We start from the raw sequence: 23,317 nt of genomic DNA, 5'->3' as shown, positions 1-23,317 counted from the left end.
TACATCCGCAGGATGACGCCCGCCGGTATGCGCCGAACACGGTACGAGATTTCGCCCCGCTGAGCGACGTGCGGCCGGGCACGCAGGCCTACCTTCGTCGGCTGTCAGCAGCATCAGCACCCTGTCCGAGACGAAGGAGCCCGGCGATGGTCGACGCGCCGTTGATCGAACTGCACCAGGTGACCAAGAAGTACGACGGCGGCCCGCCTGCCGTGGACGACATCTCGATCACCGTCCGCGCGGGGGAGGCGGTGGCGATCCTCGGTCCCTCCGGCAGCGGCAAGTCGACCGTGCTCAACCTGGTCGCGGGCCTTGACCGGCCCACCGCGGGCACGGTGACGGTGGCCGGAACCCGCGTCGACGAGCTGAGCGAGAGCGCGTCCGCGAAGTATCGCAGGACCCGTATCGGCATGGTCTTCCAGTTCTTCAATCTGCTCGACGACCTGACCGTTGGCGACAACGTGCTGTTGCCCGCTCAGCTCGCCGGGACGCCGCGCGCGCTGGCCCGTGCACGGGCCGCCGAGTTGCTGGAGACCCTCGGGATCGCCCAGCACGCCAGCGCCTACCCCGGCCGGCTGTCCGGCGGCGAGCGCCAGCGGGTGGCTGTCGCCAGAGCCCTGATCAACCGCCCGGCGCTCCTGCTCGCCGACGAACCGACCGGCGCGCTGGACACCGCGTCCGGAGAGGACGTACGGACGCTGCTTTCCGAGCTCAACGCGGACGGGCAGACCGTGCTGCTGGTCACGCACGACCTCACCCTCGCGCAGTCCTGCGCGACGCGTACCGTGCGCCTGGTCGACGGCCGGATCGCCAGCGATACCGCATACGCGGACGCGGGCGCGTCCGGCACCGCAGCCGGCGTCGCCCCCTTCCCCACGGAGGGGGCGGCCCGGTGAGTTCCCACGGCAACCGACTCGGCCGGGGCCGGGGCGGCGCACTGGGGCGCGTGGTGCGCGCTGGAGTCGGCCGTCGCAGAATACAGACTCTCGTCATCGCGCTCTCCACGATGATCGCCGTCACGGCCACGGTGCTGGCCGGCGCGCTGCTCATGGCGTCGCGTGCGCCGTTCGACCACGCCTTCAACGCCCAGAACGGCGCGCATCTGGCCGTCTTGGCCGACGGTTCTAAGGCGACGAGCGCGCAACTGGCCGCTTCGGCGCACGCTCAGGGCGTTGAAGGCGTGGGCGTCACCGCGGCCTCCGGTCCCTATCCACAGATCATCGCCGAGCACGGCACCGACAGCGGAGGTGACTTCCCGGGCATCGGGCTGCCGCCAATGAACATCGTCGGCCGAGCCAACCCCGGAGGACCGGTTGACGACCTGGTGCTCACCGACGGGCGGTGGATCGCCAGACCGGGCGAGATCGTGGTCTCGACCAGCGTCTTCGGCGCGCGCGGCAGCGTCGGCATGACGATGACCTTCCCGGACCTGCCCGGCAAGCCGGTCCTGACGGTCGTCGGCATCGCACAGTCGATCACCGGTACCGCCGACGCGTGGGTCGAACCGAGCCAGATCCCTGCGTTGACCCAGCCCGGCACCGTGCCTGGATTGCAGATGCTGTACCGCTTCGCCAATGCCGCTACCGATGCGCAGGTCACCGCGGACCGAAACGCCGTCGCGGCCGCGCTTCCGCGCGGTGCGGTCACCGGATCGCTCTCCTGGCTGTCCGCAAAGCTCAATGCGGAGCAGGGCACTGCGCCCTTCGTGCCCTTCATCGTCGCGTTCGGCGTGCTCGGCCTGGTCATGTCAGTGATCATCATCGTCAACGTGGTCAGTGGCGCGGTTGGCGCGTCCTTGCGGCGCATCGGCATCCTCAAAGCTCTCGGATTCACGCCGTCGCAGGTCGTGCGCGCTTACATCGCGCAGGCGCTGATCCCCTCCGTGGTCGGGATCGGACTCGGCGTCTTGTTGGGCAACGTGCTCGCCGCGCCGCTGCTGGCCAAGGCCGAGCGGGCCTACGGAACGGTGTCGCTCTCGGTGGCGACCTGGATCGACATCGCAGCGCCCTGTGTCGCGATCGTCCTCGTCGCGGTCACGGCGTTCGCCCCGGCGTTGCGTGCCGGGCGGCTGCGCGCCGTCGAGGCGATCGCGGTCGGCCGCAGCCCGAAGGCCGGGCGCGGGCGAGTCGCGCGCCGGCTGCTCGGCCGCGCCCCGCTGCCGCGCGCCGTCTCGCTCGGGCTCGGCAGCCCGTTCGCCCGGCCCGCCCGTACGCTCGCGGTCGCCGGCGCGGTGGTGTTCGGGGCGATCGCGCTGACCTTCGCCGCCGGCCTGGTGACCTCATTCCGGATGGTGCAGACCGGCCTCAACCGCGACGGGACCGCCGACGTCTCGGTCGACCTCGGCGCGACGGCGGGCGGAGAAGCCGTGCACGCCGGTCCGAAGGGCGCCGATCAGCCGGCGGCAGACCCGGTGGCCGTGGCGGCCGCGATCGCCGCGCAGCCGGGCACCGGTTCCTACTTCGGCACCGGCGGTACGCAGCTGGCCGTCTCCGGGATCTCCGGCTCGACCCTGGTGACGGTATTGCAGGGCAGCGCCGCCGCGTACAGCGTGCCGCTTATCTCAGGCTCTTGGTTCACCGGTCCCGGCCAGGCGGTCGTGCCGACCCGGTTCCTGCAGAGCACCGGCACCTCGATCGGCTCGACGATCACGTTGACCGACAACGGGACTCGGATCCCGGTGCGCATCGTCGGCGAGGTGTTCGACCTGCGCGGCCAGAACGGCGAGGTGATCACCGACGCGCGCACGCTCTCTGCGATCGACCACGTCGACCGCGTCGGCGGCTTCGAGATCCACCTGTCCACCGGCGTCAACCACCAGTCATATATCAGAGCCCTCAACTCGAAACTGCACCCGCTCTACGCCGACGCGCAGGATACCGCGGTCGACAGCGAGGGCTCGACGCTGCCGATCTTCGAAAGCATGATCGCCATCCTGACGGCGATGCTCGCCACCGTCGCCGGGCTCGCCGTCCTCAACGCGGCCGTCCTGGAGACCCGCGAGCGGGTACACGACCTGGGCGTCTACAAGGCGGTCGGCATGAGCCCGAGGCAGACCATTGCGATGGTGCTCAGCTCCACCGCGCTGGTCGGTCTGGTCGCCGGATTCGTCGGCGTGCCCGTCGGCATCGCGCTGCACGGCTACGTGGTGCCGATCATGGCGCACACCGCCGGAACCAACCTCCCGCAGCAGTACATCAGCGTGTACAGCCGCGGCGAGACGGTCCTGCTCGGCCTCGGCGGCCTGGTCATCGCCATCGCGGGCGCGCTGCTCCCGGCCGGCTGGGCGGCCAAGACCCGTACCGCGGCCGCCCTGCGCACGGAGTAAGCGGTCAGTGCGGCGCGCGGGCGACTTTGCGAGGGGGAGCCGCCCGCGCGCCGCCGCAGTATTGAGCCCGCCTGTCGGAGCCGACCTGTCCCGCTCGACCGGACCACCGTCCACCCGGCGAATGCCCGCTTGAACGCGACAGTGGGACACCGCGCAATGCGGTGAGGGCTGGAGCGCGCCGCTGCCCCAGCCCTCACCTTCCTGCCGACCCAGACGGAAGCCTGCCGTGCTCGTCTACGCGTGCTTGAACACGAGCAGCGCCGCGAGCCAGATCGTGGCCGAACTGCTGGTGAACGTCGCGCTCGGGGTGCTGCCCTGAGCGACCAGTTCCTCCTCGGCCGCCAGCTCCATGTCCGAGGTGTTCGAGATGTTCACCCGGGAGGCGAAGCCGGAGCCGGTGCCGATGGTGTCTCCGAACCCTGAGTCGGCGTAGAAGCCCAGCGCCAGCTCGCTGCCCGTGCCGACCGCCGCGGTCGCGCCCGACGAGACGGTCGCCGCGCCGGTCGTCTTCCCGGTGCCCGTCGCCTGCACGTCGAGCGCTCCGGTGCCGGAGGCCGCGGACAATCCGGAGTACTCGAGCGACGCCAGACCGATGTCACCGGAGGCGGTCGTGCTCGCCGTGACGGTCAGCGGCGTACTTCCCGCCGCCGCGATGGGCGCGCTCCACACGCTCATCTCGGTGTGATCCGAGGCGGTGAAGTGCGTCAGCTCGGTGTAGATGTTGCCGGCCGAGTCCGTCACGCTCTTCGCGGTCGGCGATCCGGAGCCCCACGTCCCGACCTCGACGATCATGCGGTTGCCGACGACCGAGGGCGAGCCGAGCGTCACAGAAGTCGACGACACTCCGCCCTTGTGTATGGAGCTCTGCTGCACGAAGGCCGGTGTGATCACGCTGGACGGCGTGACCGCGTTGGAGGGCGACGACGCGGGCGACGTGCCCACGGCGTTCGTGGCCGTCACCGTGAACGTGTAGCTGGTGCCGTTGGTCAGGCCGGTCACCGTCGCGCTGGTCGCCGGCGGGTTGCCGGTGACCGTCGTCGGGGACTGCGCCGTGCCGTTCACGTACGGCGTGACCGTGTACGACGTGATCGCCGAGCCGCCATTGCCCGGCGCGGTCCACGACACCGAGGCCGAGCCGTTGCCCGGCGTGGCCGCGACACCGGTCGGCGCGGCCGGAGCGGTCGCCGGGGCGGCGGTGATGTGCACCGTCGCGGCGATCGACGGCACGCCCGCCTTGTTCAGGATGAACAGCATGTAGTCGCCGGGAGGCGCGATCGAGCCGTTGGCCGGGGCCTGCACCGACAGCGAGCCCGAGCCGGCCGTGAACGACAGCGGCACGAAGTGCTGGTCCATGTCCGACTGGTGCGTGTCCGCGCCGAACGAGACCAGGTTGACCGCGCCGATGTTCGCCGCGTCCGGGGTGTTGACCGTGATCGTCGAGCCGTACTGGGCGCTCGCCGAGGCCGAGGTGATCGTCGGCCGCGCGCCGTTGAACAGGTACGAGGGCGAATACACCTGCGAGTTGAACTGGCCGGCGTCGTTGAGCGTCTCCGGGTGCCCGCCGCCGGAGACCAGCACCGTGCCGTCCGGCTGGAGCACCGCGGTCGAGTGGTAGTTGCGCGCCGCCGCGATCGACCCGATCGTGGTCCACTGCCCGGTCGCCGGGTCCCAGATCTCCGCCGGCAGCACGCCGTTGGTGATCTGCATCTGGTCCGAGACCGTCCCGCCGCCGACCGCCAGCACCCGGCCGTCCGCGAGCATCGTCAGCGTGTGATAGATCCGCGCGTTGTTCATCGGCGCGATCGGCTTCCACGTCGGCGTCGCCGCGGTCAGGTCGATGGTCGCCGCGTTGGACTGGGCCGGGGTGCTGGTGCTGACGCTCGACGCGCCGCCGCTGTAGAGGATCTTGCCCGGCAGGTACATCACCGAGGAACCGTTGACCACGCCGCTGGGCCCGACCGGCGTCCAGGTCTGCGCGTTCGCGTCGAGCCAGTAGGAGACGTCCTCGCGCGGGCCGATGGTGAAGATCTTGCCGTTCGGCGCGAGGTAGGAGAACGGGTATTCGAGCTCGTGCACCTGCGAGGTGGTGATGCCCGACAGCAGCGTCCACGTGTTCGTCGACGGGTCGTACAGCTCGGGCGTGTCAGCCCACGTCGACGAGTCGGTCGAGTTGCCGCTGATCGCGACGTACCGGCCGTCCGGCAGTTCGGTCAGGTCCGGGTACCAGCGCGGCAGGTGCATGTTCGCCATCTTCGTCCAGGTCTGCGTCGCCGGGTTGAAGATGTTGGTGTCGGTGATGCCGAGCATCCCGGTGGCCGCGATGCCGAAGCCGCCGGCCACCAGCACCCGGCCGTCCGGCAGTTTCGCGTTGCCGCCGCAGAAGATGCTCGCCGGGGCGTCGATCTCGGTGTAGGTGCCCGCGACGGGGTCGTAGACGTAAGTCTGCGTGGGGGTCTTCCAGCCGTCCCACTGGATCAGCTTGCCGTCGTTCAGCAGCACCGTGTGGATCGACACGTACGGCGAGGTGACCAGCGGGCCCCACTGGCCCTGCGGCTGGGCGCTGGGAACGACCGCGTTGGAAGGCGCCGACGCGGCCGAGGTGCCGACCGCGTTGGTCGCCGTCACGGTGAAGGTGTAGCTGGTGCCGTTCGTCAGGTTGGCGACGAGGGCGGAGGCCTGCGGCGGCGAACCGCTCACGACCGTGGCCGCCTGCGCGGTCCCGCCGACGTACGGGGTCACCGTGTACGACGTGATCGCCGAGCCGCCGTCCGAGGGAGCAGACCAGAACACCGTGGCCGAGCCGTTGCCCGCGGTCGCGGTCACGGAGCTGGGCGTGCCGGGAACGGTCGGCGAGGAGGACGAGGAGGCGCCCTTGAGCACCACGGTCGCGGCCAGCCAGATGGTGCTGCCGCCGGTGCCGAAGGTGGCGTTCGGGGTCGCGCCCTGGTTGGCGGCCTGGTCCTCGACCAGCAGTTCCATGTCGGAGGCGCTGGAGATGTTGGACCGCGAAGTGAAGCCGGAGCCGGGGGAGAGCGCGTCGCGGAAGCCGGAGTCGGCGTAGAAGCCGAGCGCGAGTTCGTTGTTCGCCGCGACGGTCGAGGTCGCGCCGGCGGCCACCGTGCCGGCCGCGGAGGTGGTGCCGGTGGCGTGTGCCTGCACGTCGACGATCGACGCGTCCGTGTTGGGCGCGAGCCCGGAGTACTCGAGCGCGGCGACGGCCATGTCGGCGGCCGAGGTGACGTTCGCGGTGACGGTGGGCGCGGTGCCGCCGCCGGCCGTGATCGGTGCGCTCCACACGCTCAGCTCGGTGTGGTCGGAGGCGGTGAAGTGGGTCAGCTCGGTGTAGCTGTTGCCGGCCGAGTCGGTGACCGAACTGGCCGTCGCCGACTTGGAGTTCCACACCCCGACCTCGACGATCAGCCGGTTGCCTGAGGTCACCGCGGCGGGCAGGGTCACGGCGGTGGAGGCGACGTTCGAGTGATGCGCGTTCACCTGCTGTACGAAGCTCGGCGGCGCCCCGGCGGCCTGCGCGGTCGCGATCACCGCGGTCAGCCCGAGCGTCGCGAGCGAGGCGGCTATCGAGCCGATGAGCGTCTTTCTGAAGCGTGTACGCACGTAGACACGCATCATTCGTTCCCCCCACTACTGTTGGCGAGCGCGCGGCTCAAGCCGCCTGCTCAGATCTATGAACCGGTTCAAACCGGGCGGCCGGCCCCACGTCTGGGCCGACCGTGATCGCGGCCGCGACGGGCCGCGTCGTCACACAGGGGTGAATGTACTCGCGCGGCGTCGCGCCCGCAGGCTTTGTCGGGAAACGATTCTGCGGCGATCAATCGTGAAGCCCTGGTGGGTTCACATTCCTGAATGACTATCACGTCTCTGAAACAATCCTCGCCGAATCCTTGCCGGGCCAACGTGATCGTCGCGACAGTGAGTCGCGAACGGTTCTCCACCATCGGTCACCGCCTTGGCCGCCACGCACCGCGCTGCCCCCGAAACCGCGGTACAGCGCCACAGGCAGGAGTCGATCAAGAACCATGATTCGTACGTCGCACGTCCACGCCCGCACCCGGATCGCCGCGGTGTGCGCAGCGGTCGCCGCACTGCTCGGATCCGGCGCCGCACACGCGAACGTTCCCGCGACCGCGTTCGCGTCCGCCGCTGATCACCGGCACGCGGCCTACCCGTCCGCGTCAGCGCTTGCCATCGCCGTGCACCCGGACCAGATCGGCAACCCGCTGCGCCCCGGATTCATCGGGCTCTCCTTCGGCGCCGCCACGCTCGCCGCCGACGACTACGCGGCCACCGACCTCGCCGGTTATCTCAGGACCCTGGGACGAGGCGGCATCCTGCGGATCGGCGGCAACTCCGGCGACGGCACCTTCTGGACCTCGACCGGCGAGGCCGCGCCGTCCTGGGCGGCCGGCACGATCACCCCGCAGAAGCTGAGCCACCTCGCCGCCGTCGCACGAGCGGCGGACTGGCGCGTCGTGCTCGCGGTCAACCTCAAGCATCCCGACGCTGCCCGCGCCGCCGACGAAGCCCGCTACGCACAGCAGATCTTCGGCCGCTCGCTGCTCGCCATCGAGATCGGCAACGAGCCGAACTTCTACTACCGCAGCGAAACGGCCTACTTCGCCGACTTCCACGCGTACGCGGCCGCGATCGAGCAGGCGGCGCCGGGCGTGCGGGTGACCGGTCCCGACGCGGAGACCAATCACCAGGCCTACCTGCCCGCGTTCACGGCCGACGAGACGGCGAACCCGACGCCGGGCCTTGCCGAGATCACCGACCACACCTACCCGCTCAGCGTGTGCGGCGGACAGACCGTCACGGCCGCCCAACTGCTCGGCACCGGCGCGGTCCGGTACGAGTCCGCCAATGCCGATGCACTTGTCAGTGCGGCGCGGGCGCTGCACGTGACGCCCGCGATGACCGAGACCAACTCAGTGGTCTGTGCCGGGGAGGCGGGCGTGAGCGACGCCTTCGCGTCCTCGCTGTGGGCGCTGGACTACAGCTTGCTGCTCGCGCAACACGGAGTGGCGAACGCGCAGTTCATGGACGGCACCAATGCAGCAGGCTGCGACCCCTACACGCCGCTGTGCCCGACCACCGGTGACCTCAGCCCGCGCCCGATCTACTACGGCATGCTCGCCGCCTCGCTCGTCGGCTCGGGAGCGTTCGTCGGCCTCACCAACCCGGACACGGCCGACGTGCGCGCTTACGCCGTGCGCGAGAGGCGCCAGTTGACGGTGGTCCTCGACGACGTGCAAGACCCGGCGACGAGCGCTGCGACGACCATCACGCTGAACCTCGGCACGACGCGGCTGCACGACGGCCGGCTCATCGCGCTGACCACCTCGGACCCGGCCGGTCTCGCGGCCACCGGCGGCATCACACTCGGCGGCCGGCAGGTCGGTCCGCACGGCGCCTTCCTCCCGCCGCACGCGAGCCACGTCACCGTACGCGGCGAGACGGCGATGGTGACCGTGCAACCGGGCAGCGCGGTCATCATCCGGTTCGATTAGGCCCGGTTCAGCCCCGTCAGCACGACATGATCGAAGGCTGAGGTCTGTCCGGCCCGCGCACTCGCGCCGGACAGACGTCGGGCGCGTCGCCGCGATGTATCGATCTTGACTCGATCATCCGGGACGGGAAGTCTAGCCTCCGTGACAACGATGTCTTGGCGGGCGGACGCTGCCCCGCAGCCACTGCTCTCAAAACCACCGCTCCCACAATCACCGCGCCCACATCCACGTTCACGTCTCTCCCTCCTCGCCGCCGCGACTCTGCTCGCGCCGCTGTTCGCCGCCCTCCCCGCGAACGCCGCCACCAACACCGACGCGACGGCCGTCACGAACCCGGCCGCGCTCGTCGATCCGCTGGTCGGAACCGGCAGCGGCGGCGCGGTCGTCGGCCAGGTCGACACGTTCCCCGGCGCCGATGTCCCGTTCGGCATGCTCCAGTGGAGCCCCGACACCACGTCCCGGCCGCCCGGTGGCGGCTACAACTACGACGACTCGCAGATCACCGGCTTCAGCCTCACGCACGTCTCCGGGCCGGGCTGCGCGATCGCCGGCGACTTCCCGATCCTCCCGCTCGCCGGCGCGCTTCCGGCCGACCCGGACTCGGCCACCGCGTCCTTCACCCACGCGGCGGAGAGCGCGCATCCGGGCTCTTACTCGGTGACCGCCGGGGGAGTGCGCACACAGCTCGCGGCGACCGCGCGCACCGGCCTGGCGCAGTTCACCTACCCCGCGACCACGCAGGCCCAGCTGCTGGTCAAGGCCGCCGACAGCGCGAACGGCAGCTCCTCGGCCAGCTTCCAGACCCTCGGCGATCAGGAGATCACCGGCGCCGTCACCAGCGGCCACTTCTGCGGCCAGCCGGACGGCTACACCGTGTACTTCGCCGCGCGCTTCGACCGGCCGTTCACCGCGTCCGGAACCTGGGGCGGGACGAGCGCCGCGCAGATCACCAAGTCCTCGGGCAGCGCGGCCGTGACCGAACACGGCAAGCAGAGCCCGCAGCCCAAGCGGTACCCGACCTCCGCCAACCGATCCGCCAACCACTCCGCGACCGCGCAGCAGGGGTCCGGAGTCGTCGCAGGGGGCTGGCTCACCTTCGACACGACGCACGACCCTGACGTGCGCATGCAGGTCGCGGTCTCGTACGTCAGCGCGCAGGGCGCCCTGGGCAACCTCGCCGCCGAGGCCCGCAGCTGGAACGTCGGCACCGTCGCCGCGCAAGCCACCGCTGCCTGGAACCGCCAGCTCGGTACGATCTCCATCCGTGGCGGCAGCCGCACCGCGCAGTCCACCTTCTACACCGCCCTCTACCACGCCTCGCTGGAGCCGAGCCTGTTCAGCGACGCGAACGGAGAGTATCCGGGCTTTGACAACAAGATCCACCGCGTTCAGCCAGGCCACGCCCAATACGCCAACTACTCCGGCTGGGACATCTACCGCTCCGAGGCGCCGCTGCTGGCCACGATCGACCCGCGCGTCGCCGCCGACATGGCCACCTCGCTGCTCAACGACGCAGCCCAAGGCGGCTGGCTGCCCAAGTGGCCGGTGGCCAACGGCTACACCGGCGTCATGAACGGCGACGCCGCCGATCCGATCCTCGCCGACTTCTACGCGTTCGGCGCGCGCGACTTCGACGCGAAAACCGCGCTGGCCGACATGGTCAACGGCGCGAACGCCACGGCCGGCACACCGGGCCAGGGCTGGTACGTCGAGCGCCCGAACGCGGCCGCGTACATCGCGAACGGGTACGTGCCGAACACCGGCTCCGACTCGATCAGCCCGGTGCCCAACGGCGCCTCCGAGACCCTCGAATACGCCCTCGACGACTTCTCCATCTCCCGGCTCGCGCAATACCTGCATCAGGACTCGACCTCGCGCACCTTCGCCGGCCGCTCACAGAACTGGGCCAACGTCTTCGACACCGCGGACGGCTACGTCGAGCCGCGCGACGCCTCCGGCGCCTTCCCCTCCGGCCCTGCGGTGCAGACCGACAGCGGCTTCGGCCAGAACGGCTTCCAGGAAGGCAACGCGGCGCAGTACACCTGGATGGTCCCGCAGAACCTCAACGGCCTGATCCAGGGCATCGGCGGCGAGCAGGCCGCCGCGGCCCGCCTCGACAGCTATTTCACCCAGCTCAACGCCGGACCGAACGCGCCGTACCACTGGCAGGGCAACGAGCCGGCGTTCGACACCCCGTGGGCGTACGACAGCGTCGGCCAGCCCTGGAAGACGCAGGCGATCGTCCACCAAATCAGCACCCAGCTGTACTCGGCCACTCCCGGCGGTGAGCCCGGCAACGACGACCTCGGCGCGATGAGCTCCTGGTACGTCTGGGCCGCGCTCGGCGTCTACCCGCAGACGCCCGGCGTGCCGATGCTCGTGCTCGGCGCCCCGCAATTCCCGCACGCAGTGATCCACGGCGCGTACGGCGACCTGCGCGTCAACGCGGCAGGCGCAGGCGACACGTATATCAGTAGCCTGAAGGTCAACGGCCGCCCGACACAGCACACCTGGATCGACGCCACGCGCACGCACGAACTCGACTACACACTCTCGACGAGCCCGAACACCAGCTGGGGCACCGCACCGGGCGACGCGCCGCCGTCCTTCGGCGCGGGACCCGTCCACTTCCCGCCGAGCACCCGCGCGGCCCTCGCGGTCGCTCCGGGCCAACTCCGGCTGACCCCCGGCACCGGCACAACCGTGACCGTCGAGGCGGACAACACGCTCGGCACCTCCGGCCCGGCCACCGTCACATGGAGCGCGACAGCACCGAGCGGCCTGTCCGCGTCACCGAGTAGCGGCACGATCACGGCACCGGCGGGCGGCACCGCGCATACCACCGTCACGATCGCGGCCGCGCCGGGCATGGCGACCGGCTACTACCAGGTCTCCTTCGCGGCGCACGCGTCGAACGGCGCCACCCTGCCCACCGTCTCGCTGCTCGCCACGGTCGCGCAGCCCGGCGAGAGCATCCCGACCGCGTACGTGTCCAACTACAGCGACAACACGGTCACGCCGGTCGACACCCGTACCCGCAACGCAGGCCCGCCGATCCCGGTCGGCGGCGGCCCTGACGGCATGATCACGGCCGGCGGGAAGCTGTTCGTCGCCAACAACAACACCAACGACGTGACCGTGATCGATACGACCACGAACGCCGTGCTCGCCACCGTCCCGGTCGGCAGCGTGGCCGCCGACGTCGCGGCGACCCCGGACGGCAAGACGGTCTGGGTGACGAACTTCGGCGACGGCACCGTCCAGCCGATCGACGTCGCCACCCTCGCCGCCGGCCCGCCGATCGCGGTCGGCAGCCAGCCGGAACGGCTCGCGGTCAGCCCGGACGGCAAGCAGCTGTGGGTCGCGAACCAGGGCAGCGGCACGGTCAGCGACATCGATCTGGCCAGCCGCACGGTCACGCACACCGTCGCGGTCGGCTCCGCGCCCTTCGGCGTCGCGGTCACGCCGGACGGCAGCCGCGTGTTCGTCACAAACGGCGGCTCGGCCTCGGTCTCGGTCATCGACGCGGCGACCGACAGCGTCACGGCGACTGTGCCGACCGGCGCCGGCCCGCAATACGTCCAGATCACGCCGGACGGCAAGACCGCGTACGTCGCCGACTTCGGCGCGGGCGGCGTCACCCCGATCACCGTCGCGACCAACGCGCCGGGCTCGTTCATCCCCACCGGCTCCGGCGCCTACGCGGTCGGCTTCAGCCCGGACGGGACGACGGCGTGGGTCGTCGACACCAACGTCAACAACGTGGTGCCGGTGAGTGTCGCGACTGGAACGCCGGGCGCAGCGGTGACCGTCGGCAACGTGCCCGACGGCGTGACCGTGATCGACTGACCTCCGCCACGGACGGTTGCGGGGCGCCGGCACCGACGCCAGCGCCCCGCAGCCGCCCCGCAACTCCTATCCGCCGCAACGCAACGAATCAGACCCCTGCCCTGCCTGTTCAGCGCCTTTTCCCGCTCCCGTTGCAGCAACCTGCCACCCTGCCGTGTCGCGGCAAGGTCCGACTGCGCTTAGCCTGCGAGCATGAGCAGCAAAGAGGCGCACGTCGAGGTGGCCGGCCGATCCGTGCGCATCTCCTCCCCGGACAAGGTCTACTATCCGGACTCCGACATCACGAAACTCGACCTCGCCAGCTACTACGCGGCCGTCGCCGACTGCGTGTTCCGGGCGCTGGCCGACCGGCCGGTAGCGCTCAACCGCTTCCCGGACGGACTCGGCGGGTCATCGTTCTATATGAAGCATGCGCCCAAAGGGCTGCCCGACTGGGTGCAGACCGTCCGGGTCACCTTTCCCAGCGGCCGCACCGGCGACGAGATCTGCGTGACCGAACCGGCCACCGTCGTCTGGGCCGTGCAAATGGGGGCGCTCGAACTGCACCCGTGGCCCGTTCGGCGCAGCGATACCGACCATCCGGATGAACTGCGCGTCGACCTCGACCCGCAGCCGGGCACCGGATTCGCCCAAGCGGTGGAAGCGGCGCACGAGGCGAAGGCGCTGTTCGACGAACTCGGCATGACGCCCTACGTGAAGACCACCGGCGGCCGTGGCCTGCACCTGCTCGTCCGTATCGAACCGCGCTGGTCGTTCATCGAGGCGCGCCGCGCGGTCATCGCCTTCGCCCGCGAACTGGAGCGCCGCCGCCCCGACCTGGTCACCACCTCGTGGTGGAAGGAGGAGCGCGGCGAGCGGGTGTTCGTGGACTTCAACCAGATGGCCCGCGACCGAATGCTCGCCGCCGCGTACTCGACGCGTGCCCGCCCTCACGCGCTGGTCTCAATGCCCGTGCGCTGGACCGAGCTGCCTGACATCGAGCCTGAGGACTTCACCCCGCGTACCGTGCCGCCGCTGCTCACAAAAAACGGCGACGCGCACGCGGACATCGACCAGACCGCGTTCACCCTCGACGCGCTACTCGAAGCCTCGGCGCGCGACGAGCGCGACCACGGCCTCGGTGACATGCCTTATCCGCCGGACTTCCCGAAGATGCCCGGCGAGCCCAAGCGCGTCCAGCCGTCAAAGGCCAGAAACAGCGGCAAGTCCAGCTGACCTCGCCTCACCGCGACGTCTCACGCAGCCGTCGCGCTGTGCCGGCCTTACTCGAAGACGTCCGCCAGGTCGTAAGGCACCGGCACGTCCAACTGGTCATACGTGCACGAGCGCGGCTCGCGGTCCCGCCGCCACCGCAGGAACCGTCCGTTGTGCCGGAACCGGTCTGCCTGAAGCTGGTCGTAGCGCACCTCACATACCAACTCAGGCCGTAACGCAACGAACGACGTGTCCTTCCCCGCGTTCCAGCGATGCTGCGCGCCCGGCCTGCGGTGCTCCTCGTCCTCCGTGGCACCGAGCCACGGGTGCGGCTCGCCGTCACGCAGCCGCAACGGCGCGAGCTCTTCGACCAGTTCGCGGCGCCGGATCATCGTGAACGCACTCGAGCCGCCCACGTAGTTGAGCACGCCGTCCGCGCCGTAAAGCCCGAGCATCAGCGAACCGACGATCGGGCCGCTCTTGTGCAGCCGGTAGCCCGCCACGACCACGTCCGCGGTCCGTTCGTGCTTGACTTTCACCATCGTCCGCTCGCCCGGCGTGTACCGGCCGCCGAGCGGCTTGGCCACCACGCCGTCGAGCCCGGCGCCCTCGAAGCGCTGGAACCAGCGGCGCGCGACATCCGGATCGTCCGTCGCCCGGGTCACATGCACCCGTGAACCGGAGCCGGCCGACTCGCCGCGTGACCCCGAACCCTCGCCGAACAGCGCGGTCAACGCCTCGCGCCGCTCGGCGAAGGGCCGGCCGGTCAGGTCCGCGTCACCGAGCGCGAGCAGGTCGAACGCGACGAAGGACGCCGGAGTGCGCTCGGCGAGCAGGCGCACCCGCGACTCGGCCGGATGGATCCGGTCGGCGAGCCGGTCGAAGTCCAGCCGCCCGCCGGCCACCACCACGACCTCGCCGTCCAGCACGCACCGCGCCGGCAGCGCCCGCGCCAGCGCCTCGATCAGCTCGGGGAAGTACCGGTTGAGCGACTTGCCGCCCCGGCTGCCGAGCTCGATCTCGGCCCCGTCGCGAAACACGATGCACCGGTAGCCGTCCCACTTCGGCTCGTACAGGAACTCGCCCGACGGCACGCCGGCCGCCGACTTGGCCAGCATCGGCTCGACTGGGGGCATCACCGGCAGCTTCATCAGGCGTCCTCGGGTCCTAGCGGCGTGGCAGCGTCCTCGTCCTCAATGTGTTTCTCAAGGCAAGCATGCCCGAAGCGCCGCTACCGGGCCCAGCGATCCGAGCGGCGGCCGCGGTCAGCTCTCGTCGAGCCGGAAGCCGAGCTTCAGCCCGACCTGGTACTCGGCGATGCGGCCCTCCTCGATGCGGCCGCGGATCTCCGTCACCTCGAACCAGTCGAGACCGTGCAGCGTCTCGGCGGCCCGAGCCACGGCCGTGCGCACGGCGGAGTCGACCCCTTCGGTGGAGGAGCCGACGACCTCGGTAACCCGGTAGACATGTCCGCTCATGACCTGTCCTCTCGCTTCCTAAGTGCGCTCATCCCGGTTGAACCAGCGGCCATCCAAGCCGTGTCCATCTAAGCTACGGGCCGCGTTCGCCGAACGCGACATATGCTGCGTTCATGCGCACGCGACCGATACTCGACTGGCCGAACGGCGGAGCACTGGCTCCCTCAGGCGACCTGGACGACGTCGAGGACCTTCTGGCCAACGGCTCGGTCGCGGTGCTCAGCGGCGCCGGCATCTCCACCGAGTCCGGCATCCCCGACTACCGTGGCGCGACCGGCAGCCTGCGCAAGCACACGCCGATGACCTACGAGCAGTTCGTGCACAGCGCGGACAATCGACGGCGCTACTGGGCACGCAGCCACCTCGGCTGGCGCACCATCGCCCGCGCGCAGCCGAACGCCGGACACGCCGCGGTCGCCGCGCTGTCCGCCGCCGGTTACGTCTCGGCGGTGATCACCCAGAACGTCGACGGCCTGCACCGGGCCGCAGGCAACAGCGAAAGCGTCGAACTGCACGGCAGCCTCGACCGCGTCATCTGCCTCAGCTGCCGGCGGCTGAGCCCTCGCGAGGAGCTGGACCGGCGACTGCGCACGGCCAATCCGACCTTCCAGGACGAGAGCACCCGCATCAACCCGGACGGTGACGTCGAACTCGCCGACGAACTGATCGCGCGGTTCAACACAGTGCCCTGCGACGCCTGCGAGTCGGGAATCCTCAAGCCGGACGTGGTCTTCTTCGGCGAGAACGTGCCCAAGCCGCGCGTGCAGCAGTGCTACGACCTCATCGACCAAGCCCGCGCGTTGCTGGTCCTCGGCTCGTCCTTGACGGTCATGTCAGGACTGCGATTCGTCCGCCACGCGGCCCGAGCGGGCAAACCGATCGCCATCGTGAACCAGGGCCCGACCCGCGGCGACGAACTCGCGGCCGTACGCCTCAACGCGCCCCTCGGCCCGACCCTGACCAGGCTCGCCGATCGGCTCGGCTGCACCACCGCCGCGGCGTAAGCACGTCCGACCGCAGCACCGAAGCACCGCAGCCCTCATCCAGCGCGGTCCGCCTGTCGGCGAACACCGCTCAGTGGCTCGCCCACCGCTCAGTGGCTCGCCCACCGCTGACTCGGGCTGCCGTCACACGGCCAGAGCACCAGCGGAGTCCCGTCGTTGGTGCCCTTGCCGGACACGTCGATGCACAGCCCGGCGTTCGCGCTGACGATCGTGCCGTTCGGCTGAATCGTCCACTGCTGGTTCACGCCACCGTTGCAGCTCCACAGGACGACCTGCGTTCCCGGGTTCTTCTCCAAGCCGAAGTCGTCGAGGCAGTACTTGCCGCTGTCCTCGGTCAGCTGGCCGGCGGGCGTCAGGGTCCAGGTTTGCGCCGGGGTGCCGTTGCAGGACCAGATGTCTTCCTTCGTGCCGTCCGCGAAGATCCGGCCCGCGGTGTCCATGCAGGTGTTGGAACGCGCGTTGATCAGCGTGACCTGGATCGGTGCGGTTGCTGACGGCGAAGCGCTCGGCGATGGCGAAGGGCTGAGCGAACCGACCGGGAGGACGACTGCCTCAGGCGACGCGCTTGCTGTCGTGGCGGGAGCGGAGCTCATCGTCGGACCGGCATTGGCCGTGGACGCCGCTGCGCCACCGCCACCCAGCGAAAGCGCGCCACCGATGAGGAGCGCGACCACGACGACCGCCGCAGCGATTCCACTTTCCGTCTTGTGCTCCGTGATCAGCCGCGGCAGCCGCGTGCCCGCGCCCGACTCGGCGGCGACGGGAGGCAGCACTGTCGTCATCGCCTCATGCGCGGGCGCAGGCCGATCGACATACCCCTGATAAGGCTGGCTGCCGATGACCATCGTTTCGCCGACGTCGGCAGCACTCTTACTCGCGAACGCACGCAGCGCCGCGGCGAGCTGGCCCGCGGCCGGACGGTAACGCGGATCACCCGCGAGGCTGGCCGTGACGAGCGACCACAGCTCGTCAGGAAGCCCGGGAACGGGAATCGGCCGCTGCTGCCCGGTCAGGCACTCGCAGAGAAGAACGCCCAAGGCGTACACATCCGCTGACGGCGTGCTCGCCGCAAAGGGCGCAGCGACTGACTCAGGCGCGCGATACGCGATCGGCGGGACCACCAGTTGCCCGCGATTGGCCAACGCGGCCAAGCCGAAATCGCTGACCCCCACCTCCGACAGGGCCCCGCCTCCTGAACTCACCAGGACGTTTCCCGGGTGAAGATCGCCATGCGCAATCCCGGCGGCGTGCGCTGCGGCCACGGCGTCGCAGACCTGAGCGATCACATGCGCAGCCGTCGATGGGTCCAACGTCCGCTGCCGCGCCAGCATCGACCGCAGGCTCTCCCCGGCCACCAGCCGTGAGCGAAGCGCCAGCCAGCCCTCACTGGCCTCAGCGTCATCGGCGGCCACGATGCCCGGATGACCGACCTGCGCCACGGCATTCAACGTGCTGTAAAGCCCCGCGACGGCCTGCGCATCGGACACCAGTTCAAGCCGCAGCACCTTCACCGCGCGCTCGCCGCCGTCCCGCAGATCCCGGCCGCGCCACACCGTGCCGACGGCCCCGGTTCCCAACTGCTCGAACAGTTCGAACCGCGCGCCGAGCCGCCATCGGGTATCAGACACCTGCCGCCTCGTATCCGTGGGACGCATCACCGAACGCCGAGCATTGTACGGATAGGCCGCACCCCTCCGGGAGTTGGCATCCGTCCAACATCAGCGAGAGCGCGGCGGCAACGGGTGGAATCAAGATCGACACCTGTCGATGATCGTCATTTGTTGCCGCCGCAGAGCCGCGGTCCTGGCCATACTCAGGTGACATGAAGCTGATGTACTGCGCCCACTGCGGCGACATCGTCCGCTTGTTTCCTCAGCGGCGAACGTGCAAGTGCGGCAAGTCGTGGGGTCAGTACCTCGAGGACGACTCGACCACAGTGCAGACCTGGCCCAGTCTTTCGATAGGCGTCGCGAATCCTGATTTCGCAGCGGCCCAAAGGGCCTTCGCCGAGAACGTCAACGCGTTCTCTCCCTCGCTCTCGATGCGCTGTTGGATCAATCCGCTCTCGGAGCCCGACGTCCGCATGGTCAAAGGCGAGCCGATCGATGGTGAAGTAAACCCTGCTGGCGAATCCGCGGCCGTCGCCACCGCCGCAGCGACCGACCCCGCCACCGACGCGTGACCGTGGGCGCTGCGGCCTTGAGAGGGTCGTAGAGCGCTGTCGACTGTTGCCTTCGGCTAGCGTCCAGCCTCGCCTGCTCCGCGCACGTGACCCCCGGTCGTATCCACGAACTCTATGACCAGCGGGTTGCAGGGTATGCCCAAGTCTTTCTGTTCGCTCCGAGCTGTTCCTATTCGCCGCTGTTCGCTGCCGTTGGTGTCGTCCGCAAACGTGCCGCAGCAGGCTGCCGCAGGTGCACGACGGTTGGCTCGTGACGCTCGTAAGAGTGAGGCGTATGTCGATCTACTCGCGTTCGTGACGCAGGCCGGTTATATGTTGAGCGCATTGAATCCCATGGTGGACGAAGCAGAGGCGAGCGGTCAGGTCTGGCGGGATAAGGTTCGCAAGCGCCCAACGGCCGAGCGGAATCGAGATGCGCTCGCACGGCTCGTCGAATGGGACGCCGACCCATTCGAGACAGAGCTGTACGAACGCGCTGCAGACCCTCAAACAATCTTGATTGATCGTGCTCAACGGTCGCGAGCTGGGCAGTACGCGAGGCGCGTGCGACGGCGGTGGGAGCGCAAGAAGCACTCTTGACCCCGGTCGCGTCTACGAACGCCGCGGCCAGGGTGTCGCCTGATATACCCGGGTTCTCGTGCTCGCTGTGGCTGTTCGTCGCTGTCCGATGCCGTTGGTGTCGTTCGTCGGTGTCGGTGTCGGTGTCGGTGTCGGTGTCGGTGGCCTGGGCCGCGTTACGTGATGCTGAGGCGCTGATGCCGCACCTTCGCCCAGCCGGTACGCCACAGCTGCACGCCGCGCTCAGTGAACGCAAGGGCGAGTGCCGGCCCGGGCGAATCCCACCACCAATCCCAGATTGCCGGGTCACTGGTAAGGGGGCAGCGCCCCGTACCCCGGATGGCACTCCGCCTTTCGAGACACTCCCGTCAGCACCTTAGGTCAGCAGCGCCTCCGACTTCTGGATCGCCGGCACCATCGCGTGGTCCTGGTTCGTCAGCACGACCGCGACGTACCCGCGGTCGAGGTAGATGTCGAGTTGCCCTTCGTATCCCGGGCTGCCGCCGTTGTGGCCGACAATGCGGATGCCGTTGATCGTTTGGACTTCGAATCCGTACGCGTACTCGTCGTCGGCCGGTCCACCGGGCCGGCTGATGGGCACCCGGCCGGTGAGCACGGTGTCCGTCATCTCAGAAGTTAGCAAGCGGTGGCCGGTCAGCGCCCGCGCGAAGCCGAGCATGTCGAAGACGGTGGAGTACGCGCCGCCGGACGGATTGCCGATCTGCACCATGTCGCCGGTGTCCTGATACTGGTTGTTGCCTACCAGCGCGTAACCGTGGGCCATGCCGACGACTTGGTCCGCGGTGTAGACGCGTACCGACGTGTGCCGCATCCCTGACGGGGCGAAGATGTGATCGTGTACGTATTCGTCGTACGCCTGTCCGGCAGCGGCCTGGATGATCGCGCCGAGGACGATGAAACCCGAATTGCTGTAGCTGTACCCGGTGCCCGGCGGGAACAGCAGCGGCTGCTGCTCGATTTCGCGGATCAGGCCCGCGAGCGTGGTCGGCGGCATCGAGCCGCCGGTGCGGGCCAGCACGTCCCCCATGCCGGAGGTGTGCGTGAGCAGTTGGTCGATGGTGACGTTGTCGGCGATCACGGCCGGGAATCCGGACAGGTGCGCCCCGATGGTGTCGCCGAACGACAGCCGCCCTCGCTCGACGAGTTGCGCGATCCCTACGGCGGTGAACATCTTGCCCATCGAGCAGACGCAGAACTTGGTACCGGGCGTGTTCGTGATGCCGCGAGCGCGATCCGCCTGTCCATAGCCCTTCGCCAGCAGCGTCCGATGATCTCGAGCGACCAGTACCGCTCCGGAGAACGCTCCGGCCGCCGTGCACTGCTCCAAGTACTCGTCGAACGCGTCCACGTCTAGATCGACGTCGGGACGGTCACCACTCTCGGTCGCGAACGCCGCCGGTACGGCGCCGGATACCGTTATTCCGGCGGCTGCCAGAACGCCCAGCAACGTTCTGCGATGCAGTGCCATGATACGAATCCCCATTCCGTGCACGTAAGGACGATGAGCTTCGGCAAGGACCGTAAGCTAGGCTTCGACTTCCGCCCAACTGTTTAGCCGATCAGTTGATCAGTACCTGGGAGGTGCCGGACGTGACGATCCGGCTGCGTCTACCGGCGGCGGACGCGGGCCTCGCAGTCTTCGCCTGTTCACCGGCCGCCGAGGCGCTACGCAGCCTGCACGTGTTGTACGACGCGAAACACCATCCGCTGCATATCTCCTGGGTGCTACGCACGCGCGAGCTGACGGATCCGCAGCTGCGAGCCGAGGCCGACCGCTTCGCCTTCTGGCTGGCGGACAGACCGCTGACACTGCACGAGATCTGGCCGGCAACCGACGCCCGGCCGTGGCACGAGGAACTGGCCGCCTTGCGCGAGGCGCCGATCGAGGCGTTCGCAGATCAACTGATCCACGCCGCGCTGACGCGACGCGGCCACGGACGCCGCGTCCCGCTGTGCGAATTCCGCAAGGACGACGCGCTGATGGAACGAGCGTCAGCAGCGGTCGAATCCCGGCACCCCGCATCGCTGAGCGTCCTGCGCGACCTGATCGAGGACCCGCAGCACTGCCGTGAGCGCTTCGCCGCGTTCCTCGACCGCTACTGGCAGGCCTGCCTCGCCACCGACTGGCCGGACCTGGAGCGATACCTGCTCGACGACGTCGCGCGGCGCGGCCGCACCGCGTCCCGGCACGGTCTGATTCCCATGCTTGGCGGGCTCTCGCCGCACATCTATCCCGAGCCCGGCTCCGGCGTCGTCGTCATCCGGCCGCCGGCCGCGTCCAAGAACGCCGATCCGCTTGAGATCACGCTGCAGGAGCACGATCAGATCCAGTTGGTCCCGTCCCACTTCGTCTGGCCGCAGCTAACCGCCGTAGTGCGACGCGACCGAAACGGTGACGACGACCGGGAACGGCAGACGGTCGTCATCGCATACGCACTCGAACAGATGCAGCAGCAAGGCCGCGCTCCGGTACCACCACAGGAGCTGCTGCGGCTTCTGCGCTCCGCCGGGGACTCCACGCGGCTGCAAATCCTCCAGCTGCTCGCGGGCCATCCCCGCTCCACGCGCGAACTAGCCGGACTGATCGGACTGACCGAAGCCGGCATCTCGAAGCACGTCAAGCTGCTGCAAGAGGCTGGCTGGATCAAGCCGGAGCGCCGCGGCTACTACGTCTACCACCACCTCGTCCGCGACACTGCCGACCGACTCGTTCATGGACTAGACGAGATGCTCGGCTAGTGGTCGCGGCCGTTAACCCGTGGATTACGGCGACGATCCGCCGCCCGACGGATGGATCACGTGGACGCGATCATGGGCCGACGAGACGACCGAACTTGAGTGACGCAGCGCCGTACTGGGCCATTGACCACCTGTTTACAAGAAGCCGGATCGCGGGCTGGCGGGTGAGCGTGAATCGCTGACCTGTGCCGAGGCGGTCACTTGCCCATGAGTACCCGTGATTGACCGTGGTTACCTCTCCGAACGGGCACGCATCGGGCACAGCCGGGCCGCTAGGGTGCTCGGGTGGCGCTAACTGACGATGAGATGGCCGAGGCGCTAGCTATCGCTGGACTTGAGTTTGTCGAGCGTCTTAGGGGCGAAATCCGAACACCGCCGTTGCCTGGCGGATCGGCGGCTGCATGCGGCCCGGAAGATGGGCGTTTCGATGGTCGACTGGACGAGGTTGTTGATGTCGATGACCCGCAGTTCGCCTCCAAGGTGAATGCGGGATGGTTCCGGATGGCCACCGAGTACGGGCTTTTCGATGAGGAGCGCGGTTTCCTGCTCTGTGTGGACTATTCGGACGTGTACGGCGAGCCGCAAGCCGAGTGGGTGCGTGTGCGCCTTCGCGAGGACTGGGACCTGGTTGGGAGCGGAGTAGCTCCGCTTGGATTCGGTCGGTTTCCAGCAACGCGCGGAGTCGTCTCCACGCCGGAGTTTGCCATGGTGTCGCTTGATGGTCGGACGCTGATCAGTACCACGCTCTGGGGGAACGGGTCTGCAAGCACGATCGCAATCCGGCCGGAGTAGCGGCCCGGCTGTGATTCCGTCTCTAACGAGTCGCCTGCGCTTCGTCCCGAACTTGCGGCACCTCTAGGGCCGATCGGGACATTGACGCCCGAGTCACGTCGGGCAGAGTCATCGCTCGGCACTGATCGTCGCTCGCTCGGCTTGTCGAGTGGGATGCCGACCCTTTCGAGGTCGAGCTGTACGGAAGCGCTGCAGATCCTCAACCAATCTTGATTGATCGTGCTCGACGATCGCGAGCTGGGCAGTACGCGCGGCGCGTGCGACGGCGGTGGGAGCGCAAGAAGCACTCTTGACCCGGGCGTGTCTGCGAACGCTGTGACCAGTGCGTTGCCTGAAAGATCCCAGTCGTCTTGGTCGCTGCGGGCTGCACCTGTTCGCTGTCGTCCGTCGCCGTTGGTGTCGTTCGGTGGCATCGGTGGATGTCTCTGTCCCGGTTGCGCTCGGTCACTTCCGGTGAACGACTTCTCGCGTGACAATGAGGGTTCTGGTACGTCGGCAGGAGAGGTGGCGTGACCATCATCGTGCCCGGTGGCCTGTGGGCCTGGTTCTGGACGTCGTTCGCGTCTCTGCTCCTGCTCGACCTAGCCGTTGTGAGCCTGGTTGTTGTTTCCGTGGCCGCGGCGACTCGGCTGGCCGCGCGTCGCGCC

General features: G+C 69.2%; 14 protein-coding genes. 9 read left to right on the top strand and 5 right to left on the bottom strand.

Annotated elements, in window-relative coordinates:
* Positions 1-146: 146 nt before the first annotated feature.
* Positions 147-896: an ABC transporter ATP-binding protein gene (locus tag VFA06_RS16205; protein ID WP_324841410.1), complete on the top strand. Its 750-nt coding sequence runs from the start codon at positions 147-149 to the stop codon at positions 894-896.
* Positions 893-3,325 carry an FtsX-like permease family protein gene (locus tag VFA06_RS16200; RefSeq protein ID WP_324841409.1) on the top strand — a complete coding sequence of 811 codons (2,433 nt, stop codon included), beginning with the start codon at positions 893-895 and terminating at the stop codon, positions 3,323-3,325. Before VFA06_RS16205 ends, VFA06_RS16200 begins: the two co-directional genes overlap by 4 nt.
* Before the next feature lie 234 nt (positions 3,326-3,559).
* On the opposite strand, the gene VFA06_RS16195 is transcribed toward VFA06_RS16200, so the two are convergent.
* Positions 3,560-6,940 carry a fibronectin type III domain-containing protein gene (locus VFA06_RS16195; RefSeq protein WP_324841408.1) on the bottom strand — a complete coding sequence of 1,127 codons (3,381 nt, stop codon included), beginning with the start codon at positions 6,938-6,940 and terminating at the stop codon, positions 3,560-3,562.
* A gap of 422 nt (positions 6,941-7,362) precedes the next feature.
* Between VFA06_RS16195 and VFA06_RS16190 the strand changes: the two genes are divergently transcribed.
* The 3 genes from VFA06_RS16190 (at position 7,363) to ligD (ending at position 13,917) form a co-directional block, all read left to right on the top strand.
* The gene (locus VFA06_RS16190) at positions 7,363-8,853 is read left to right on the top strand and encodes a glycosyl hydrolase family 79 C-terminal domain-containing protein (protein ID WP_324841407.1); all 1,491 of its coding nucleotides are present in this window, start codon (positions 7,363-7,365) and stop codon (positions 8,851-8,853) included.
* A 150-nt stretch (positions 8,854-9,003) separates the two neighbouring features.
* Positions 9,004-12,702, top strand: coding sequence for a GH92 family glycosyl hydrolase (locus VFA06_RS16185; protein ID WP_324841424.1), 3,699 nt, complete (start codon positions 9,004-9,006; stop codon positions 12,700-12,702).
* Positions 12,703-12,894: 192 nt separating this feature from the next.
* A complete protein-coding gene (ligD, locus tag VFA06_RS16180) occupies positions 12,895-13,917 on the top strand; it encodes a non-homologous end-joining DNA ligase (protein WP_324841406.1) in 1,023 nt (340 codons plus the stop codon).
* Positions 13,918-13,964: 47 nt separating this feature from the next.
* Here the strand turns inward: ligD and VFA06_RS16175 are convergent, their stop codons facing one another.
* Positions 13,965-15,047: an ATP-dependent DNA ligase gene (locus tag VFA06_RS16175; RefSeq protein WP_324841405.1), complete on the bottom strand. Its 1,083-nt coding sequence runs from the start codon at positions 15,045-15,047 to the stop codon at positions 13,965-13,967.
* A gap of 114 nt (positions 15,048-15,161) precedes the next feature.
* Positions 15,162-15,374, bottom strand: a complete 213-nt coding sequence (locus VFA06_RS16170) for a dodecin (protein ID WP_324841404.1) — start codon at positions 15,372-15,374, stop codon at positions 15,162-15,164.
* A gap of 113 nt (positions 15,375-15,487) precedes the next feature.
* Between VFA06_RS16170 and VFA06_RS16165 the strand changes: the two genes are divergently transcribed.
* On the top strand, positions 15,488-16,378 hold the full coding sequence (locus tag VFA06_RS16165; protein WP_324841403.1) for an NAD-dependent protein deacetylase: 891 nt from the start codon (positions 15,488-15,490) through the stop codon (positions 16,376-16,378).
* 89 nt (positions 16,379-16,467) lie between these two features.
* On the opposite strand, the gene VFA06_RS16160 is transcribed toward VFA06_RS16165, so the two are convergent.
* Positions 16,468-18,006, bottom strand: coding sequence for a serine/threonine protein kinase (locus VFA06_RS16160; RefSeq protein ID WP_324841402.1), 1,539 nt, complete (start codon positions 18,004-18,006; stop codon positions 16,468-16,470).
* A 194-nt stretch (positions 18,007-18,200) separates the two neighbouring features.
* Between VFA06_RS16160 and VFA06_RS16155 the strand changes: the two genes are divergently transcribed.
* Positions 18,201-18,560, top strand: coding sequence for a hypothetical protein (locus tag VFA06_RS16155; RefSeq protein WP_324841401.1), 360 nt, complete (start codon positions 18,201-18,203; stop codon positions 18,558-18,560).
* Positions 18,561-19,494: 934 nt separating this feature from the next.
* On the opposite strand, the gene VFA06_RS16150 is transcribed toward VFA06_RS16155, so the two are convergent.
* Positions 19,495-20,607 carry a serine hydrolase domain-containing protein gene (locus tag VFA06_RS16150; protein WP_324841400.1) on the bottom strand — a complete coding sequence of 371 codons (1,113 nt, stop codon included), beginning with the start codon at positions 20,605-20,607 and terminating at the stop codon, positions 19,495-19,497.
* A gap of 95 nt (positions 20,608-20,702) precedes the next feature.
* On the opposite strand from VFA06_RS16150, the gene VFA06_RS16145 reads away from it, so the two are divergent.
* Together VFA06_RS16145 and VFA06_RS16140 are read left to right on the top strand one after the other, a co-directional pair.
* The gene (locus VFA06_RS16145; RefSeq protein WP_324841399.1) at positions 20,703-21,878 is read left to right on the top strand and encodes an ArsR/SmtB family transcription factor; all 1,176 of its coding nucleotides are present in this window, start codon (positions 20,703-20,705) and stop codon (positions 21,876-21,878) included.
* 285 nt (positions 21,879-22,163) lie between these two features.
* The gene (locus tag VFA06_RS16140) at positions 22,164-22,670 is read left to right on the top strand and encodes a hypothetical protein (protein WP_324841398.1); all 507 of its coding nucleotides are present in this window, start codon (positions 22,164-22,166) and stop codon (positions 22,668-22,670) included.
* Positions 22,671-23,317: the final 647 nt, after the last annotated feature.

This window comes from Actinocrinis sp., from assembly GCF_035653575.1.
Taxonomy (GTDB): domain Bacteria; phylum Actinomycetota; class Actinomycetes; order Streptomycetales; family Catenulisporaceae; genus Actinocrinis.
Note: the sequence above shows the minus strand (reverse complement) of the source record. Positions and strands in the feature narration are given on the sequence as shown.

Coding starts and splice junctions, on each gene's coding strand:
- VFA06_RS16205 (WP_324841410.1), top strand. CDS start 147: ATGGTCGACGCGCCGTTGATCGAACTGCACCAGGTGACCAAGAAGTAC.
- VFA06_RS16190 (WP_324841407.1), top strand. CDS start 7,363: ATGATTCGTACGTCGCACGTCCACGCCCGCACCCGGATCGCCGCGGTG.
- VFA06_RS16185 (WP_324841424.1), top strand. CDS start 9,004: ATGTCTTGGCGGGCGGACGCTGCCCCGCAGCCACTGCTCTCAAAACCA.
- ligD (WP_324841406.1), top strand. CDS start 12,895: ATGAGCAGCAAAGAGGCGCACGTCGAGGTGGCCGGCCGATCCGTGCGC.
- VFA06_RS16175 (WP_324841405.1), bottom strand. CDS start 15,047: ATGAAGCTGCCGGTGATGCCCCCAGTCGAGCCGATGCTGGCCAAGTCG.
- VFA06_RS16170 (WP_324841404.1), bottom strand. CDS start 15,374: ATGAGCGGACATGTCTACCGGGTTACCGAGGTCGTCGGCTCCTCCACC.
- VFA06_RS16165 (WP_324841403.1), top strand. CDS start 15,488: ATGCGCACGCGACCGATACTCGACTGGCCGAACGGCGGAGCACTGGCT.
- VFA06_RS16155 (WP_324841401.1), top strand. CDS start 18,201: ATGAAGCTGATGTACTGCGCCCACTGCGGCGACATCGTCCGCTTGTTT.
- VFA06_RS16150 (WP_324841400.1), bottom strand. CDS start 20,607: ATGGCACTGCATCGCAGAACGTTGCTGGGCGTTCTGGCAGCCGCCGGA.